The 18,243-nt window shown below is 60.9% G+C and carries 12 protein-coding genes; 7 read left to right on the forward strand and 5 right to left on the reverse strand.

The window, feature by feature from the left end:
- Nucleotides 1–25: 25 nt before the first annotated feature.
- A complete protein-coding gene (glnA, locus tag ACEN93_RS18615; protein ID WP_011332032.1) occupies nt 26–1,432 on the reverse strand; it encodes a glutamate--ammonia ligase in 1,407 nt (468 codons plus the stop codon).
- A gap of 327 nt (nt 1,433–1,759) precedes the next feature.
- Between glnA and thiI the strand changes: the two genes are divergently transcribed.
- Together thiI and typA are read left to right on the forward strand one after the other, a co-directional pair.
- A complete protein-coding gene (gene thiI, locus ACEN93_RS18620) occupies nt 1,760–3,214 on the forward strand; it encodes a tRNA uracil 4-sulfurtransferase ThiI (RefSeq protein ID WP_495610358.1) in 1,455 nt (484 codons plus the stop codon).
- 139 nt (nt 3,215–3,353) lie between these two features.
- The gene (gene typA / locus ACEN93_RS18625) at nt 3,354–5,174 is read left to right on the forward strand and encodes a translational GTPase TypA (RefSeq protein WP_007952502.1); all 1,821 of its coding nucleotides are present in this window, start codon (nt 3,354–3,356) and stop codon (nt 5,172–5,174) included.
- Between the two features lie 212 nt (nt 5,175–5,386).
- On the opposite strand, the gene ACEN93_RS18630 is transcribed toward typA, so the two are convergent.
- Nucleotides 5,387–5,824: a YkgJ family cysteine cluster protein gene (locus tag ACEN93_RS18630; RefSeq protein WP_007952500.1), complete on the reverse strand. Its 438-nt coding sequence runs from the start codon at nt 5,822–5,824 to the stop codon at nt 5,387–5,389.
- Between the two features lie 258 nt (nt 5,825–6,082).
- On the opposite strand from ACEN93_RS18630, the gene ACEN93_RS18635 reads away from it, so the two are divergent.
- The 5 genes from ACEN93_RS18635 to ACEN93_RS18655 all read left to right on the forward strand — a co-directional run bounded on the left by ACEN93_RS18635 (nt 6,083) and on the right by ACEN93_RS18655 (nt 15,404).
- On the forward strand, nt 6,083–8,533 hold the full coding sequence (locus ACEN93_RS18635; RefSeq protein WP_039764697.1) for a glycogen/starch/alpha-glucan phosphorylase: 2,451 nt from the start codon (nt 6,083–6,085) through the stop codon (nt 8,531–8,533).
- Nucleotides 8,534–8,635: 102 nt separating this feature from the next.
- Entirely contained in the window at nt 8,636–12,232 is a 3,597-nt protein-coding gene (locus ACEN93_RS18640; protein ID WP_495610359.1) for a DUF2339 domain-containing protein, read from the forward strand.
- A complete protein-coding gene (locus ACEN93_RS18645; protein WP_495610360.1) occupies nt 12,229–13,593 on the forward strand; it encodes a DUF3999 domain-containing protein in 1,365 nt (454 codons plus the stop codon). Before ACEN93_RS18640 ends, ACEN93_RS18645 begins: the two co-directional genes overlap by 4 nt.
- A 194-nt stretch (nt 13,594–13,787) precedes the next feature.
- The gene (locus ACEN93_RS18650) at nt 13,788–14,798 is read left to right on the forward strand and encodes a class 1 fructose-bisphosphatase (RefSeq protein ID WP_065261556.1); all 1,011 of its coding nucleotides are present in this window, start codon (nt 13,788–13,790) and stop codon (nt 14,796–14,798) included.
- 3 nt (nt 14,799–14,801) lie between these two features.
- Nucleotides 14,802–15,404, forward strand: coding sequence for a DUF924 family protein (locus ACEN93_RS18655; RefSeq protein ID WP_085647994.1), 603 nt, complete (start codon nt 14,802–14,804; stop codon nt 15,402–15,404).
- 13 nt (nt 15,405–15,417) lie between these two features.
- Here the strand turns inward: ACEN93_RS18655 and ACEN93_RS18660 are convergent, their stop codons facing one another.
- The 3 genes from ACEN93_RS18660 to ACEN93_RS18670 all read right to left on the reverse strand — a co-directional run bounded on the left by ACEN93_RS18660 (nt 15,418) and on the right by ACEN93_RS18670 (nt 18,043).
- Complete coding sequence (locus tag ACEN93_RS18660) at nt 15,418–15,750, reverse strand: type II toxin-antitoxin system RelE/ParE family toxin (protein WP_039764706.1); 333 nt, start codon at nt 15,748–15,750, stop codon at nt 15,418–15,420.
- Nucleotides 15,747–16,019, reverse strand: a complete 273-nt coding sequence (locus tag ACEN93_RS18665; RefSeq protein WP_039764708.1) for a type II toxin-antitoxin system Phd/YefM family antitoxin — start codon at nt 16,017–16,019, stop codon at nt 15,747–15,749. Before ACEN93_RS18665 ends, ACEN93_RS18660 begins: the two co-directional genes overlap by 4 nt.
- A 131-nt stretch (nt 16,020–16,150) precedes the next feature.
- On the reverse strand, nt 16,151–18,043 hold the full coding sequence (locus ACEN93_RS18670) for a methyl-accepting chemotaxis protein (RefSeq protein ID WP_217634494.1): 1,893 nt from the start codon (nt 18,041–18,043) through the stop codon (nt 16,151–16,153).
- Between the last annotated feature and the right edge of the window lie 200 nt (nt 18,044–18,243).

The raw sequence follows: 18,243 nt of genomic DNA on the forward strand, positions 1-18,243 counted from the left end.
CGCCGCGTAGCGCGGCGCTACCGGATCAGCAGCTGTAGTACAGCTCATATTCCAGTGGGTGTACGAAGGTGCGGACCTTGATTTCTTCTTCGGATTTCAGCGCGATGTAGGCGTCGATGAAGTCGTCGGAGAACACGCCGCCCTTGGTCAGGAACGCACGGCCCTTGTCCAGCTCTTCCAGGGCTTCTTTCAGGCTGCCGCAAACTTGCGGGATTTCTTTCGCCTCTTCAGGCGGCAGGTCGTACAGGTTCTTGTCGGCAGCATCGCCTGGGTGGATCTTGTTCTGGATACCGTCCAGACCGGCCATCAGCAGTGCTGCGAACGCCAGGTACGGGTTGGCAGCCGGATCCGGGAAGCGGGCTTCGATACGACGGCCTTTCGGGCTGTTGACGTAAGGAATACGGATCGAGGCGGAACGGTTGCGAGCCGAGTAGGCCAGCATTACCGGAGCTTCAAAGCCTGGCACCAGACGCTTGTAGGAGTTGGTGGCCGGGTTGGTGAAGCCGTTCAGGGCCTTACCGTGCTTGATGATGCCGCCGATGAAGTACAGGGCGGTGTCGGACAGGCCGGCATAACCTTCACCCGCGAAGGTGTTCTTGCCATCTTTGGAGATGGACATGTGAACGTGCATGCCCGAACCGTTGTCGCCGTACAGAGGCTTCGGCATGAAGGTCGCGGTACGGCCGTAGGCGTCGGCAACGTTGTGTACAACGTACTTCAGGGTCTGGGTTTCGTCGGCTTTCTTCACCAGGGTGTTGAACTTGACGCCGATTTCGTTCTGGCCGGCAGTTGCCACTTCGTGGTGGTGAACTTCAACGGTCAGGCCCATTTCTTCCAGTGCGTTGCACATGGAGGTACGGATTTCGTGGTCGTGGTCGAACGGCGGAACCGGGAAGTAGCCGCCTTTCACGCCTGGACGGTGGCCTTTGTTGCCGCCTTCCACGTCCTGGTCGGACATCCACGAGCCTTGCTCGGAGTAGATCTTGAACATGGAACCGGAGATGTCGGACTTGAACTTCACTTCGTCGAAGATGAAGAACTCTGGCTCTGGACCGGCGAATACGGTGTCACCGATACCGGTGGTCTTCAGGTATTCCTCGGCGCGGCGGGCGATGGCGCGCGGGTCGCGATCGTAACCTTGCATGGTCGAAGGTTCGATGATGTCGCAGACCAGAATCAGGGTCGGCTCTTCGGTGAACGGGTCCAGAACGGCGGTTTCGTCGTCCGGCAGCAGGATCATGTCGGAGGCTTCGATGCCTTTCCAGCCAGCGATGGAGGAACCGTCGAACATCTTGCCAACTTCGAAGAAGTCGTCTTCCAGCGCATCGCGAGCCGGCATGGTCACGTGGTGCTGAGTGCCTTTGGTGTCCGTGAAGCGCAGATCAATCCACTTGACGTCATGATCTTTGATGAGTTGAACCGACTTCGACATAGTGTCCTCCGGGTGAATTAGGGCGGGTAGTGGATGCCCTTAATAGTGGTGATGCCGGCGCGAATACTCTGCCAAGGCAACCTGCCTCACAAGGGAGCAAATTGCATGCCAGTGCCCCAGCATGGGTTTTTTGCCCCAAATTCACGCTTCTAAAGGTCGAAAGCGCCTTAAAGGCAAAAATCTCGCCCTTTAATGTAGCGCTCAAATCGAAAAATGACCCGTTTTGGTGCGTGCAAAACCTTCTGCACATTAACTGGTTAAACCTTGAGCAATTTCCGCTATAATCCGCGCCCCCCTTTTTCGGCTGGCCCAGCGCGCGCTGTTTTCATGAAACTAATCGTAAAAGTCTTCCCCGAGATCACCATCAAAAGCCGACCTGTCCGGACGAAATTCATCCGCCAGCTGGCCAAGAACATCCGCACCGTGCTCCGCGACCTGGACCCGGCCGTGGTGGTGAACGGTGTGTGGGACAATCTCGAGCTGGAAACCCGCGTCACCGACCCCAAGGCCTTGAAAGAGATGGGCGAACGCCTGACCTGCATGCCGGGCATCGCGCACTTTCTGCAGATCGACGAGTACCCGCTGGGCGACTTCGACGACATCACCGAAAAGTGCAAGCAGCACTACGGCGATGCGCTGGCCGGGAAGATCTTTTCGGTGCGCTGCAAGCGTGCGGGCAAGCATGCGTTCAGCTCGATGGACGTCGAAAAATATGTCGGCAGCAAGCTGCGCCGTGAGTGCGGTGCCGCCGGAATCGACCTGAAGCAGCCGGAAATCGAAGTCCGCATCGAAGTTCGCGACAAACGGTTGTTCGTGATTCACAGCCAGCACAATGGCATCGGCGGCTACCCGCTCGGTGCGCTGGAGCAAACGCTGGTGCTGATGTCCGGCGGATTTGACTCGACCGTTGCCGCGTACCAGATCCTTCGTCGCGGCCTGATGACGCACTTCTGCTTCTTCAATCTGGGCGGTCGTGCCCACGAATTGGGCGTAATGGAAGTCGCGCATTTCATCTGGAAGAAGTACGGCAGCTCGCAACGCGTGCTATTTGTCAGTGTTCCGTTCGAAGAAGTCTTGGGCGAAATTCTCGGCAAGGTCGACGACAGTCATATGGGCGTCGTATTGAAGCGTATGATGTTGCGCGCAGCGTCGAACATTGCCGAACGCCTGCACATCGATGCGCTGGTCACCGGTGAAGCGATTTCCCAGGTGTCGAGCCAGACGCTGCCGAATCTGTCGGTCATCGATTGCGTCACCGACAAACTGGTCCTGCGGCCGCTGATCGTCGCCCACAAGCAGGACATCATCGACACGGCCGACCAGATCGGTACCGGTGATTTCGCCCGGCACATGCCGGAATACTGCGGCGTCATCTCGGTCAACCCGAAGACCGCCGCCAAGCGTGGCCGGGTCGAGCACGAAGAGCAGGAATTCGACATGGCGGTGCTTGAGCGTGCGCTCGCAAACGCCAGACTGGTGCCGATCGATCGGGTGATCGACGAATTGGGCCAGGATTTGCAGATCGAAGAAGTCAGCGAAGCGCTGGCCGGTCAGATCGTCATCGACATCCGTCATCCGGATGCCGCCGAGGATGACCCGCTGGAGCTCGTCGGCATAGAGGTACAGACGATGCCGTTCTACGCAGTGAACGCTCGTTTCAAGGAACTGGACCCTACTCGCCAGTACCTGCTGTATTGCGACAAAGGCGTGATGAGTCGCCTGCATGCCCACCATTTGCTCAGTGAGGGGCATGCCAATGTGCGCGTTTATCGACCGAGCTAAGTGCCCGGGGCTGTTTGCCTGTGGCCTGCGTCACCGGCCCCCCGACACCGCCGTCAAGCTGTAACGGCCATGCCGGACACTACTGTCAATCGCTGCCAAGACTTGTCAGCAAACCGAATCCTCTGATCGAGATACACAAGTGATCGAAAATCTACGCAACATCGCCATCATTGCCCACGTTGACCATGGTAAGACCACCCTGGTAGACAAACTCCTGCGTCAATCCGGCACCCTGGAGCGCAACGAGCTCAACGACGAGCGCGTGATGGACTCCAACGACCAGGAAAAAGAGCGCGGCATTACCATTCTGGCGAAAAACACCGCCATCAACTGGAACGGCTACCACATCAACATCGTGGACACCCCGGGCCACGCCGACTTCGGCGGCGAAGTTGAGCGCGTTATGTCCATGGTTGACTCCGTGCTGCTGCTGGTCGACGCCCAGGACGGCCCTATGCCGCAAACCCGTTTCGTGACCAAGAAGGCTTTCGAAGCCGGCCTGCGTCCAATCGTGGTCATCAACAAGGTTGACCGTCCGGGCGCGCGTCCTGACTGGGTTCTGGACCAGATCTTCGATCTGTTCGACAACCTGGGCGCCACCGAAGAACAACTGGACTTCCAGGTTGTTTACGCTTCGGCCCTGAACGGCATTGCCGGTCTGGACCACACCGCCATGGGCGAAGACATGACCGCGCTGTACCAGGCGGTAGTCGACCACGTTCCGCCTCCGGCTGTTGACCGTGACGGTCCGTTCCAGATGCAGATCTCCGCGCTGGACTACAACAGCTTCCTGGGTGTTATCGGTGTTGGCCGTATCGCTCGTGGTCGCGTCAAGCCGAACACCCCGGTTGTCGCTATCAGCGCCGACGGCAAGCGCCGCAACGGTCGTATCCTGAAGCTGATGGGTCACCACGGTCTGCACCGCGTTGACGTTGAAGAAGCAGCGGCCGGCGACATCGTCTGCATCAGCGGTTTCGACGAGCTGTTCATCTCCGACACCCTGTGCGACATCAACAACGTCGAGGCGATGAAGCCTCTGACCGTTGACGAGCCAACCGTTTCCATGACCTTCCAGGTAAACGACTCGCCATTCTGCGGTAAAGAAGGCAAGTTCGTGACCTCCCGTAACATCAAGGATCGTCTGGACAAAGAGCTGCTGTACAACGTTGCACTGCGCGTTGAAGAAGGCGACTCGGCTGACAAGTTCAAGGTATCCGGCCGTGGTGAGCTGCACCTCTCGGTACTGATCGAAACCATGCGTCGCGAAGGCTTCGAGCTGGCCCTGGGCCGTCCTGAAGTGATCATCCGTGAAGTTGACGGCGTGAAGCAGGAACCGTTCGAAAACGTGACCATCGACATCCCTGAAGAATCCCAGGGCAAGGTCATGGAAGAGATGGGTCTGCGTAAAGGCGACCTGAGCAACATGGTGCCGGATGGCAAGGGCCGTGTTCGTCTGGAATACAACATCCCTGCTCGCGGTCTGATCGGTTTCCGTAACCAGTTCCTGACCCTGACCAACGGTGCTGGCATCCTGACCTCGATCTTCGACCGTTACGCTCCAGTGAAGTCGGGCCACATGTCCGGCCGTCAGAACGGCGTTCTGGTTTCGGTTGAAACCGGCAAGGCACTGACCTACTCCCTGGAAACCCTGCAGGCTCGTGGCAAGCTGTTCGTAGAACACGGCCAGGAGATCTACAACGGTCAGATCGTTGGTCAGAACTCCCGCGACAACGACCTGGGTGTGAACCCGACCAAAGGCAAGAAGCTCGACAACATGCGTGCTTCGGGTAAAGACGAAACCATCGCTCTGGTCCCACCTGTTCGCTTCACCCTGGAACAGGCTCTGGAATACATCCAGGAAGACGAGCTGTGCGAAGTCACTCCTAAGTCCATCCGTCTTCGCAAGAAGATCCTGGACGAAAGCGAGCGTACCCGCGCTGCCAAGAAAGCCAAGGCGTAAGATTTAGCCAAGGCTGAAAAAAACGCCCCCGGTCGAGAGATCGGGGGCGTTTTTGTTTGTCTGGCTTTCGAAAGTCTCGTTCCCACGTCGAGGCGTCGAACCGTCTGCGTGGGAATGCCTCAGCGGACGCTCCGCGTTAGGCTCTTGGGACGCGGAGCGTCCCGGGCTGCGTTCCCACGCAGAGCGTGGGAACGATCAATCAGGCGTCGGGATCAGAACCGCTCGATCGACCGCGAATTCTGCACCCGCTCCACTTCCTTCGGCTTGTACGCGCAGTAACCCGGGCGCGGGCCGATCTTAGGGTGGTTGCGGCAGGTGTCCGGGCGCTTGTCATAAATGGTGCACAGGCGGCTCTTACGATCCAGGTAGTAGCAATCGTTGTTGCTCATGCGCTGCAGGGTGAAAATCCCCGACTTCTGGTTGAAGCGCTCGACCAGCCCTTCCTTTTGCAGACGCTTGGCGATGTTCTTCGGCGGGTCGCCCAGTTCGAACTCGTCGACCACACCGATACGCACCAGATCCTTGATCTTGACCTCGACCGGCAGCGTGCAGCAGCTGGAAACGCACGAGCCGCACATCGGGGCCGAATATTTGGCCCAGGTATCGAGACGGTCGATCTCGGCTGCGGCGATCAGGTTGGGCTTCATCATCGGGGTTTACCAGGCGTGTGCATCAGGGCGCGCGATCATACCGGGACGGGTGGATTTTTGAACAACCTTTCGCCAGATTTTTTCTTCATGCGCGCACATCGTCCGACAATTCGGCACGGCCCCTGCATTCATTGAGGCATTCGCCAGAGTATTGCCGGTCGATCTCACACTCTCGGTAAAAACTGCCGAACCAGAGCCCTTACCGTCGGTCAGACCGTCTAGGCTCTGACAACTCCCCGCTCGCTCGAGGTCCTATCGATGACTCAAGAACCACTAGTTCGCGAAGCAGAGGTGGCCGCATTCCGCGACGCCGTCCTGACCAAACTCACCTATGCGGTGGGCAAAGACCCGGATCACGCCTTCGACCATGACTGGTTCGAAGCCATCGCCCTGGCGGCGCGCGATCACATGGTCGAGCACTGGATGGACCACACCCGGCAGATTTACCGCAAAGGCCAGAAGCGGGTGTATTACCTCTCGCTGGAATTTCTCATCGGCCGTTTGCTGTACGACAGCCTGAGCAACCTCGGTTTGCTGGACGTCGCCCGTGAAGCCTTGACCGAACTGGGCGTCGATCTCGAGCGCATCCGCATCCTGGAGCCGGATGCGGCGCTGGGCAACGGTGGCCTCGGACGGCTGGCGGCGTGCTTCATGGAAAGCATGTCGACCCTCGGTATCGCCGGCCACGGCTACGGCATTCGTTATGAGCACGGGTTGTTCCGTCAGGCCATCGTCGACGGCTGGCAGCAGGAACAGACCGAGCACTGGCTGGATTTCGGCAACCCCTGGGAGTTCGAGCGGCCAGAGGTGGTCTACCCGATCGGCTTTGGCGGCAGCGTCGAGACAGTCACCGACGCCAGCGGCAAGTCCCGGCAAGTCTGGCACCCGGCGGAAACCGTCCGGGCGATTGCCTATGACACACCGGTGGTCGGCTGGCGCGGGGCGAGCGTCAACACCTTGCGCCTGTGGCGGGCGAGGGCCATGGAAGACCTGCATCTGGAGCGCTTCAACGCCGGTGACCATCTCGGTGCCGTCGCCGAAGTGGCCCGGGCCGAAAGTATCTCCCGCGTGCTTTACCCGGCGGACAGCACCGAAGCCGGGCAGGAATTGCGCCTGCGTCAGGAATACTTCTTCGTCGCCGCCTCGCTTCAGGATCTGCTGCGCCGTCACCGCAACATGCATACCTCGGTGCTGACCCTGGGCGATCATGCGGCGATCCAGCTCAACGACACCCACCCTTCGATCGCCGTCGCCGAACTGATGCGCCAACTGGTCGACGTCTACGACGTGGCCTGGGACGCGGCGTGGCAAGTCACCGTCGACACGCTGTCGTACACCAACCACACGCTGCTGCCCGAAGCGCTGGAAACCTGGCCGGTGGGGCTGATGGAACGCATGCTGCCGCGGCATATGCAGATCATTTATCTGATCAACGCCCAGCACATCGATTCGTTGCGGGCCAAGGGCATCCACGATTTCGACGTGCTGCGCGCGGTGTCGCTGATCGAGGAAGACAACGGTCGCCGGGTGCGCATGGGCAACCTGGCGTTCCTCGGTTCTCACAGCGTCAACGGTGTGTCCGGGCTGCACACGCAGCTGATGCGCAAAACCGTGTTCGCTGAACTGCACAAGCTGTATCCGGAGCGGATCAACAACAAGACCAACGGCATCACCTTCCGCCGCTGGCTGTATCAGGCCAACCCGGAGCTGACGTCGATGTTGGTCGATGCCCTTGGCGCCGACGTGCTGGACAACCCTGAAGAGCGTCTGCTCGATCTTGAGCCGTTCGCCGAAAAACCAGCGTTCCGCAAAGCCTTCGCCGAACAGCGTCTGCACAGCAAAAAGGCCCTCGCTTACCTGATCCATGAACGGCTGGGGATCGCGGTCAACCCGGCGGCGATGTTCGACGTGCAGGTCAAACGGATCCACGAATACAAGCGCCAGTTGCTCAACCTGATGCACACCGTCGCGCTGTATCAGGCGATCCGCGCCGAGCCGGAAATCGACTGGGTGCCGCGCGTGAAAATCTTCGCCGGCAAGGCTGCGGCGAGTTATCACCAGGCCAAGCTGATCATCAAACTGACCAACGACATCGCCCGGGTGGTGAACAACGACCCGACCGTGCGTGGCCTGCTCAAAGTGGTGTTCCTGCCCAACTACAACGTCAGCCTGGCGGAGAGCATCATTCCGGCGGCGGACCTGTCGGAGCAGATCTCCACCGCCGGTTTCGAAGCCTCGGGCACCAGCAACATGAAGTTCGGCCTGAACGGCGCGCTGACCATCGGCACCCTCGACGGCGCCAACGTGGAAATGTGCGAGAGCATCGGCGCCGAGCACATGTTCATCTTTGGCCTCAGTGCCCAGCAGGTCGAAGCGCGCAAGCAGAACCACGAGTTCAGCGCGGTGCCGGACATTGCCGCGTCCCATCGCCTCAACGATGTGTTGCAGGCGATTCGCAGCGGAGTGTTCTCGCCGGACGATACGTCGCGCTACACCGGGCTGATCGATTCGCTGGTGGATTACGACCGGTTCTTCGTCTGCGCCGATTTCGACTCCTACTGGGAGGCGCAGATGCGCGTCGATGCGCTCTGGCACGACGCCAATAACTGGTGGCGTTCGGCGGTGCTGAATACTTCGCGCATGGGCTGGTTCTCCTCCGACCGGACGATCCGCGAGTACGCCACGGATATCTGGAAGGCACTGGAGTAACTTTTAGCGACAAATGTGCGCCCGGCCCCACGATTGTTGGGCCGGGCCGATATACTGAGCCTTGGTTCCGCCCCGCCACGGGGCTGCTCAGGGATATCGACCATGCAATGGATGTTCATGTTGATCGGGCTGCTGCTCGGCTGGCTGCTCGACGAGTCGTTCAGCGATGCGCTGTTGGGCGCGTTGCTGGGGCTCGCCATCGGCCAGGCGATGCGTATCGCGCGGCTCGGTTCACAAGCCGCCGAGCAACAGCGTCAGCTGGATCACGCGAAGATCGCGTTGCAGGGCGTCGAACAGCGACTGTTTCTGCTGGAGGGCGCTCCAGTGCATTCGCCAGCGCCGCCGAGTGTCGCCCCGGCCAGCGCAACGGTCGTTGAGCCCGTCACGGTAGTTGAACAACCCTCTGCCGCTGAACCCGAGCTGGTCTGGGAACTGCCTCCCGAACTTGAACCTGTTGCCGTCGCCGCCAGCGAATCCAGTCAGCCGCTGCCGGTCGATGTCTGGCGTCTGGACGCCGTTACGCCTGAACCTGAACCCCGACAACCCGCCGAACCCCGTGGCCCGAACCTCATCGAGCGCGGCATCAGCGCTGCGCGCAACTGGCTGTTCGGGGGCAACACTGTGCTGCGGGTCGGCGTGGTGCTGTTGTTCTTCGGTCTGGCCTTTCTGCTGCGCTACGCCACCGAAGGCATGGTGGTGCCGATCGAATTGCGTTACGCCGGGGTCGCGGCAGCAGCGCTGGGCTTGCTGGCGCTGGGTTGGTGGTTGCGCCATCGCAACAACAGTTACGCCTTGATGCTGCAGGGCACCGGGATTGCGGTGTTGTACCTGACGGTGTTTGCGGCGATGCGTCTGCATCCGCTGCTCGATCCGTCTGCCGCGCTGGGCTTGCTGGTGGCGGTGACGGTGTTTTCGGCCATTCTGGCCATCACCCAGGATTCCCTGGCCCTGGCCTGCGTCGCCGCACTGGGCGGTTTCGCCGCGCCGATCCTGACCTCCACCGGGGCCGGCAACCACGTCGCGCTGTTCAGTTATTTCGCGCTGCTCAACGCCGGCATTCTGGCCATCGCCTGGTTCAAGGCCTGGCGCCTGCTCAACCTGATCGGCTTCGTGGGCACCTTCGGCATCGGTTTCGCCTGGGGCCTGCGTTCGTACACGCCGGAACTGCTGTGGAGCACCGAGCCGTTCCTGATTCTTTTCTTCCTGATGTACCTGGCCATCGGTCTGCTGTTCGCCCGACGCAAGTTGCTGGACATGCCGGATGCCCCGGCGGACGACGATCGCGAGGCGCTGCTGCACTGGTCGGCGCGCAAGGGCGACTACGTCGACGGGACGATGCTGTTCGGTCCGCCGCTGGTGGGTTTCGGCCTGCAATTCGCGCTGGTCCAGCATCTGGAATTCGCTGCCGCGTTCAGTGCGCTGGCGCTGGGCATGATCTACATGGCCCTGGCCAAAGTGCTGATGGGTGGCCGGGCGATGTTGCTGGGCGAGACTTGCCTGGCGCTCGGGGTGATTTTCGCCAGCCTGGCGATTCCGCTGGGGCTGGATGCGCGCTGGACGTCCGCTGCCTGGGCGGTGGAGGGCGCGGGGATTTTCTGGCTCGGTTTGCGTCAGCAACGGCCGTTGGCACGGGCCTTCGCATTGCTGCTGCAACTGGGCTCGGCGCTGGCGTTTCTCAGCCAGTTACGTGTCGGCGAAAGCAGCCTGCTCGACGGCGCGCCGCTGGGGGCATTGATGCTCGGCGCGGCGTTGTTGTTCAGCTTCTATCAATTGCGCAAGGCGTCGCCGGAGCAAACCTCGCTGTGGGAGCGTCAGGGCTTGCCAGTGCTGGCGTGCCTGGGGCTGACCTTCCTGTATCTGCTGGCGCCGCTGTTCTTCTTCATTCAGGGCACGGCGATCAGTTGGGCATTGGCCGGGCTGGCGACCTTGTTCGTCGGCTTGCGCCTGCAATCGCGCACGTTCCTGTTCACCGCGTTTGCCGTGCAACTGCTCGGCGGGGCGTTGTTCCTGTTGCGCCTGCAAGGGGCGGGCGAGGATTCGGCGGCCGTGTTCAGCGCCGGTTGGAGCGGTCTGCTCAGCGCCACGTTGATCGGTCTGGCGTTGATCGCCGGCATGCTGCTGGCGGCGCGCGACGAGATGGTGCGCAGCGATGTTCGTCTGCTGCGCGGGTTGTCGGTGGTGCTGCTGGCGGGTCTGGTGCTGATCAATCTGGCGGTGTTGTTCGTGCTGCCATGGCAGACCGCGAGTGCGGTGTGGGCGGCCAGTGGTTTGCTGATCATCTGGCTCAGTCTGTACCTCAAGCAGCGCGTGAGTTTTGTGTTCGGTCTGCTGTTGCAACTGATCGGCGGCGCGGCGTTTCTGCTCGCCGGCCCTGAGTTGCTCGGGCCGCTGTCCAGCGAGGGGCTGCGACCGCTGGCCCATGGCGGATTCTGGACGCCACTGGTGCTGGGCCTGGCGGCGATGATCGGGGCGTGGCGCCTGCAATTGGGCAATCACGCTTCGGCGTTCGATGTGCTGAGCTTGCAGCGACTGTCCGACGTGTTGCTGGTGTGGGGCGCCGGTTGGTGGGCGCTGGCGTGGTTCAGCGAAGTGATGCGGTTTGCGCCGGTGAATCTGGAAAAATCGCTATTGCTGCTGGTCGCCGCGTTGATGGTCGCGTTGTGGGCGGTGTTGGCCTTGCGCCTGAAATGGCCGTCGCTCGGTCTACTCTGCACCTTGCTGATTCCGGTGGCCGGGCTGGTGTTGCTGGTCTCGTGGCATTCGCGTTATCACCCGGCGGCGGATTTCGGCTGGTTGGCGTGGGCGGCGGTGTTCGTTGTGCATTTCATCAGCCTGCGACGTCTGGCACCGATGTTGCCGGCGCGGGCCTTGAGCACGGCCCATGTGCTCGGTTGCTGGCTGCTGATCGGCGTGCTGGCGCTGGAATTGCGCTACGGACTGCTGCTGTTGTCCGAGCAGTACAACGCCTGGCGCTGGCTGGGCTGGGCGATTCTGCCGAGCGTGTATCTGTTGCTGATGGCCGCACCGCGTCAGTGGCCATGGCCGGTGGCAGCGTTCCCTCGCCAATACCGTTTGTATACGGCGGCGCCGCTGGCGGTGCTGATGCTGGTCTGGTTCTGGCTGGCCAATGGCGTCAGCGATGGCAATGCCGAACCGCTGCCTTATGTGCCGCTGCTCAACCCGCTGGAATTGGGTCTGCTGTTTGCGCTGTTCGGTGTCTACGTCTGGTCGCGCAGCGCCGTCGCCGAGTTGTCGATCCGCCAGGATTATGCCGCTTACGCGACACAACTGATTGCTGGCGTTTCGCTGTTCGCGTTCTGCACCGCGCTGGTGACCCGCGCCGCGCACCATTGGGCGGGGATTCCGTTCGAGCTGGATCTGTTGCTCGACTCGATGCTGGTGCAGGCCGGCTTGTCCATCGTCTGGACGCTGATGGCGCTCGGGCTGATGATCGGCGGGCACCTGCGCCATCGCCGTGAAGTGTGGCTGATCGGCGCGGCGCTGATTGCGCTGGTGGTGGCCAAACTGATTTTTGTCGAATTGAGCAACCGTGGCGGACTGGCCCGGATCGTCTCGTTCATCGGCGTTGGTGTGTTGTTGCTGGTGGTGGGCTATTTTGCGCCGCTGCCGCCCAAACGCGTCGAAGCTGCACCGGCGGCGGACCAGTCGGCCCCGGAAACCGAAGGAGTGTCGTCTTGAGTCGCAAGCTTAATCTCGGGTGGCTGTTGCTGGGCGTGGCCATGGCGGCCGGCGCCCAGGAAAAACCGGCGGACTTCGTCGCGCAGGTGCCGTTGTCGGTCAGTGGCGCAGGCCCGTGGTATCGACTCGAACTGCCGCTGAGCGTGCAGTTGCAGGCGCGCCAGACCGATCTCAGCGACCTGCGGGTGTTCAACGCCGCCGGAGAGCCTCAGGCCTATGCGCTGGCCCGGGAATCGGCGCAGACTCGCGATGATGGCCAGTTGCATGAGGTGAAGTGGTTCCCGCTGTACAACTCGGCGGATGCCACCGAGCGCGCGCCGAGTGTGCGCGTGCAATCCACCACCACCGGCACGCTGGTGGAGGTGCAGCCGTCCAGCCAACTGGAAGCGGGCGAGGAAGTGCTGCGTGGCTGGCTGCTCGACGCGAGTGCGATCAAGGCGCCGTTGCAGCAACTGATCCTCGACTGGACCAGCGAGCGCGACGGTTTCCAGCGTTTCAGCATCGAGGCCAGCGACGACTTGCAGCACTGGCAGGCCTGGGGCGAAGGCCAGGTCGCGCGCCTGACCTTTGCCGACGAACGGGTCGAGCAACATGAAGTGGCGCTGCCCGGGCAATCGGCGCGGTATCTGCGTCTGCTCTGGGATTCGCCGGCCTCGGCGCCGGTCCTGACGTCGGCGCAACTGAAAAGCAGCGACCCGCGCAACCTGCCGCTGCCATTGGTCTGGTCGCCGGCACTGGCCGGCAGCAGCGGCAAGCCCGGCGAATACACCTGGCAGTTGCCGATGGGGCTGAACATCGAGCGGGTGCAGGTCGAACTGAAGCAGGCCAACAGCCTGGCGCCAGTGACACTGTCGGGGCGTCGCGAAAGCAGTATGCCGTGGCAACCGTTGAGCAGCGGCTTGCTCTATCGCCTGACCCAGAATGGCCAGGACGTGGTGCAGAACGAATTGCAGCTCTACGGCCAGACCGTGCAGCAGTTGAAACTGACGGTCGACGAACGCGGCGGCGGTCTCGGCGAGCAGGCACCGAGCGTGAAATACGCGGTGCGCGCCACTCAGGTCATTTTCCTCGCGCGCGGCGACGGACCGTACAGCCTGGCGCTGGGCAATCCGACCGTGAAGACGGCAAACCTGCCGCTGACCACGCTGATCCCCGATTTCAAACCGGAGAAACTGGCCACGCTGGGCAGGGCCACGGTGCAGGGCGAAGCGTTGGCGACCCAGACTTCGACGGCCACCACCTCGGCCACGGCGGACACCAACTGGAAGAAGTTCGGCCTGTGGGCGGTGCTGCTGCTCAGCGTGCTGTTTCTGGCGGCGATGGCCTTCAGTCTGCTGCGCAAGCCGTCGGCCAAGTCCTGAATATGACGGGTGTGACCTCCACACCCGTCGGGTTTGCATCTACGCTGAATCCGGTGCCTGAACTCTCTCGGTTCGATCACGTCTGATAGCAGGAATTGCCCCCGACGCACGTTACCGGCGTCATTGCTCGCTACGGTTTCAGACTCCCTGTAAACTGCGCGGGTTTTTAGCCCCCCATTCCACCGGAGCCGTCCATGTCCCGCGTTACCCTGAGTCGCTATTTGATTGAGCAGACCCGCAGCAACAACACTCCTGCCGATCTGCGTTTCCTGATCGAAGTGGTGGCGCGTGCCTGTAAAGAAATCAGCCACGCCGTGTCCAAAGGCGCCCTGGGCGGTGTTCTGGGCAGCATGGGCACGGAAAACGTGCAAGGCGAAGTGCAGAAGAAGCTCGACGTGCTGTCGAACGAAATCCTGCTCGAAGCCAACGAGTGGGGCGGTCACCTGGCCGGCATGGCGTCCGAAGAAATGGACAACGCCTACCAGATCCCGGGCAAATACCCGAAAGGCGCCTACCTGCTGGTATTCGACCCGCTGGACGGTTCGTCGAACATCGACATCAACGCCCCGGTCGGCACTATCTTCTCCGTGCTGCGCTGCCCGAACGAATACCTGAGCCAGAACGAAGCCCTGAATGAAAAGGCTTTCCTGCAGCCAGGCACCCAGCAGGTGGCTGCCGGTTACGCGATCTACGGTCCGCAAACCATGCTGATCCTGACCCTGGGCAATGGCGTCAAGGGCTTCACCCTGGACCGCGAAATGGGCAGCTTCGTGCTGACCCACGAAGACATCACCATTCCTGAATCCACCCAGGAATTCGCCATCAACATGTCCAACCAGCGTCACTGGGAAGCTCCGGTACAGCGCTACGTTTCGGAGCTGCTGGCCGGTGAAGAAGGCCCGCTGAAAAAGAACTACAACATGCGTTGGGTCGCGGCGATGGTTGCCGACGTGCACCGCATCCTGACCCGTGGCGGTCTGTTCATGTACCCGCGCGACAGCCGCGAGCCGTCCAAACCGGGCAAACTGCGCCTGATGTACGAAGCCAACCCGATGTCGTTCCTGGTGGAACAGGCGGGCGGCGCTTCTACCGACGGCCACCAGCGCATCCTCGATATTCAGCCTGAAGGCCTGCACCAGCGCGTAGCGGTGTTCCTCGGCTCGAAAGAAGAAGTCGCCCGCGCCACGGCTTACCACAAGGAATAAACCATGACCGCGCCCTGGCAGCCGTTGCTCGATTGGTGGTTCGGTCAGTCCGAATCGGCAAAGGATGTAACGGCTGAAAAGGGCAAGTTGTGGTTTGGCAAGAAAGACAGCCAGGACCTCGAAGCGCGTGAGCGTTTCGGGGTCTTTGTCGATCAGGCCCTCGCTGGCGAATTGACCGAGTGGACGCAACATCCCGAAGGTTGGCTGGCGCTGGTGCTGCTGCTCGACCAACTCCCGCGAATGATCTTTCGCGATACGCCCAAGGCTTTTTCCGGTGATCTACGGGCCCAGAAACTGGTGGCTCAGGGGATTGCCGCAGACTTCGATCGGCAGTTGAAACCGATCCAGCGACTCTTCATTTACCTCGTCTTCGAACACTGCGAAAACCTCGCGGTGCAGAATGAAGCGGTCTCGCGATTCATCGAACTGGTGGCTGAGCAGCCGGAGGCGGAGCGTGGGGTGTTTGCCGACAACCTGGATTATGCCGAGCGGCATCAGAAGGTGATTGCGCGGTTTGGGCGGTTTCCGCATCGCAATGCGGTGTTGGGGCGGGAGTCTACGGTTGAGGAGCTGGAGTTTCTTTCGCAGCCGGGGTCGAGTTTCTGAAGCTGCATCAGACTCACGGATTGCCTTGAAGCAAACGCTTCATCAAGAGTGCAGGCAGGTTTTTTCTCGTATCGGCGATGATATGGATATAGATGGTTTGCTCTCGGACTTCATAAATGATGCGATTCAAGCCAGAGATGACTTGTCGATATTGACCAAGGTTCAGCCTTTCTATTTCTTCGGGAATGGAACCTGAATAGGGTAAGGATGCGAGACTGCGAATAGCGATCTTCAAGCTGGCATAAGTGCTATGCCAGGTTTGAGGTGAGAACTGTTTGATGAGGTAGGTGCGAAGATCTTTGAGATCTGTTTCGGCGGACTGAAGAATAACGACCTTCAAACTCATTGGGGGTCGATCCTGTCCAACTCTGCGAAAACGTCTTCAACGTCCCTGTACTTGCCTTCCTCAATTTCTCGATTTCCCATGGCAAGCAGTTTGAGCAGAGCCATTGTTTCTTCCTGCTCTTCAAAACTTTTGACGTCCATGACTACAAGCTTCGCTTCGCCGTTCTGGGTAATCACCAGCGGCTCACGGCTTTCGCTAATCGTTTTGACGATTTCGGCGGTATGGCTTTTCAGGTAGCTGATGGGTTTGATCTGGGATGAAAGCTTCACGGGCTGCGCCTCGCTGAGTGGACTAGGACTGAGTTTAGTCTTAATTCAGTCCTGAGTCAGTCTGAGGTGACAAGCGTGTCTAGCGTTGTTCCGTCTTCGCGGGTTCAAGCGCGAAGACGGCTTCGAACGACTTAGATTCGGAAGCTGCCAACCAACTGCTTCAACCGCGCAGCCTGCTGCTCCAGATCCGCACAAGCCCGCAAAGTAGCCTGCAAGTTTTCCACCCCTTCCTGGTTCAGCGTGTTGATCTCATTGATATCAACGTTGATCGATTCAACCACCGCCGTCTGCTCTTCCGTCGCGGTCGCCACCGACTGGTTCATGCCGTCGATCTCGCCGATGCGCTGGGTCACGCTGCCCAGGCGTTCGCCGGCCTGGTTGGCGATGCCGACGCTGCTTTCGCTCTCACGCTGGCTCTCGGTCATGATGCCGACCGCCTGACGTGCGCCGACTTGCAGTTCTTCGATCATCTTCTGCACTTGCTGCGCCGAATCCTGGGTGCGGTGCGCCAGGTTACGGACTTCGTCGGCGACCACGGCGAAACCGCGACCGGCCTCACCGGCACGGGCCGCTTCGATCGCGGCGTTGAGCGCCAGCAGGTTGGTCTGCTGGGAGATGCTGGTGATCACTTCCAGAATCTGCCCGATGTTCACGGTGTTGCTGTTCAGGGTTTCGATGTTGCCGCAGGAGTCGCTGATCTTCGCCGACAGCTGTTGCATGGCGTGGATGGTTTTATCCACCACCTGCTGGCCGTCTTCGGCCAGGCTGCGCGCATCGCTGGAATGTTGCGAGGCGAGGGCGGCGTTCTGGGCGATTTCCTGGGCGGCGGCGCCGAGCTGGTTGATCGCGGCGGCCACGCTGTTGGTGCGCGAGGCCTGCTGGTCGGAGTTGAACATCGACGAGTTCGACGCCGCGACCACGCGCAGGGCGACTTCGTTGACCTGGCCGGTGGCCGACGACACTTCGCGGATCGAAGTGTGGATGCGCTCGACGAAACGGTTGAAAGAGGTGCCCAGTGCGCCGAACTCATCGTTGCCGTGAATGGTCAGGCGTTTGGTCAGGTCACCTTCGCCTTCGGCGATATCGTGCATGGCGCGGCCCATGGTCAGCAGCGGCTGCATCAGGACGCGGATCAGCATGCCGAGCAGGGCGATGATGATCACTACGGCAATGACCATCGCGATCAGCGCCGAGGTGCGGAATTCGCTGAGCATCGAGAACGCGGTGTCCTTGTCCAGCACCAGCGCGACGTACCAGTCGGCCGACGGCACGCCGTTGACGCGGGTGAAGGAGATCAGTTGGGTCTTGCCGTCGAACTCGACTTCTTTCAGACCCGGGCTGACTTTCGGCGCGCCGTTGGGGTAGGCCTCGGCCAGGGTCTTGAGCACCAGCTTGCTGTCCGGGTGGATCAGGATCTTGCCGTCGGCACCGACGATGAACGCGTGACCGTGGCCGCCGAAGTTCAGCGAGTTGATGATCGCACTGACGCTCGACAGATCAATGTCGGCGCCGGCCACACCGATCATCTGGCCCTGGCGCTGCACCGGGGTGGCGACGGTGATGACCAGTTTGCCCGACGAGGCGGCGATGTACGGTTCGGTGACGATGGTCTGTTGCGCAGCGTTGGCGGCCTTGTACCAGCCACGGGCGCGCGGATCGTAATCCGGTGCGCGGTTGCCGGCCGGGACCGAGAACATCACACCGTCGGCGCCGCCGAAGTAGCTGAGCTGGAAATTGCCGGTGTAGGCGGGCAGGTCGATGATGCGTTTCAGGCTGGCCGGGGCGTTGCCGTCGGCGACAACCTGTTGCGCCATCGATTGCAGCAACTGGATGCGGCTTTCCAGCCAGGTCTGGATGTTGCTGGTGGTCAGGCTGCCCAGTTCCTGCATCGACGCTTCGGTGCTGCTTTGCAGGGCTTCGCGCTGGCGATAGTCGTTGAACAAAATGAAACAGGCGAATGCAACGGCCACCACAAGGGCGGCAGCCAACAAGATCTTGTGGCTGAATTTCATGTTTCTGGTCATTAAGAGAGCTACCGCGAAGGGGCTGGTCAAGAAAGGGCGGCAATTTGCCACACTATCGGGCTTTGCGCTGCTCTTATTTCGACCGTGGCGCGCCAAAGATTAGGCGGCTTTTGTGAAAGTCGACGAAATGCTCAATAGCCCCACAAAGTGTCTGATTTACCGATGAATGCCGGACGAGCGGGCTAACAAATAGCCGGTCT

The organism is Pseudomonas sp. Pseusp21, assembly GCF_059492145.1.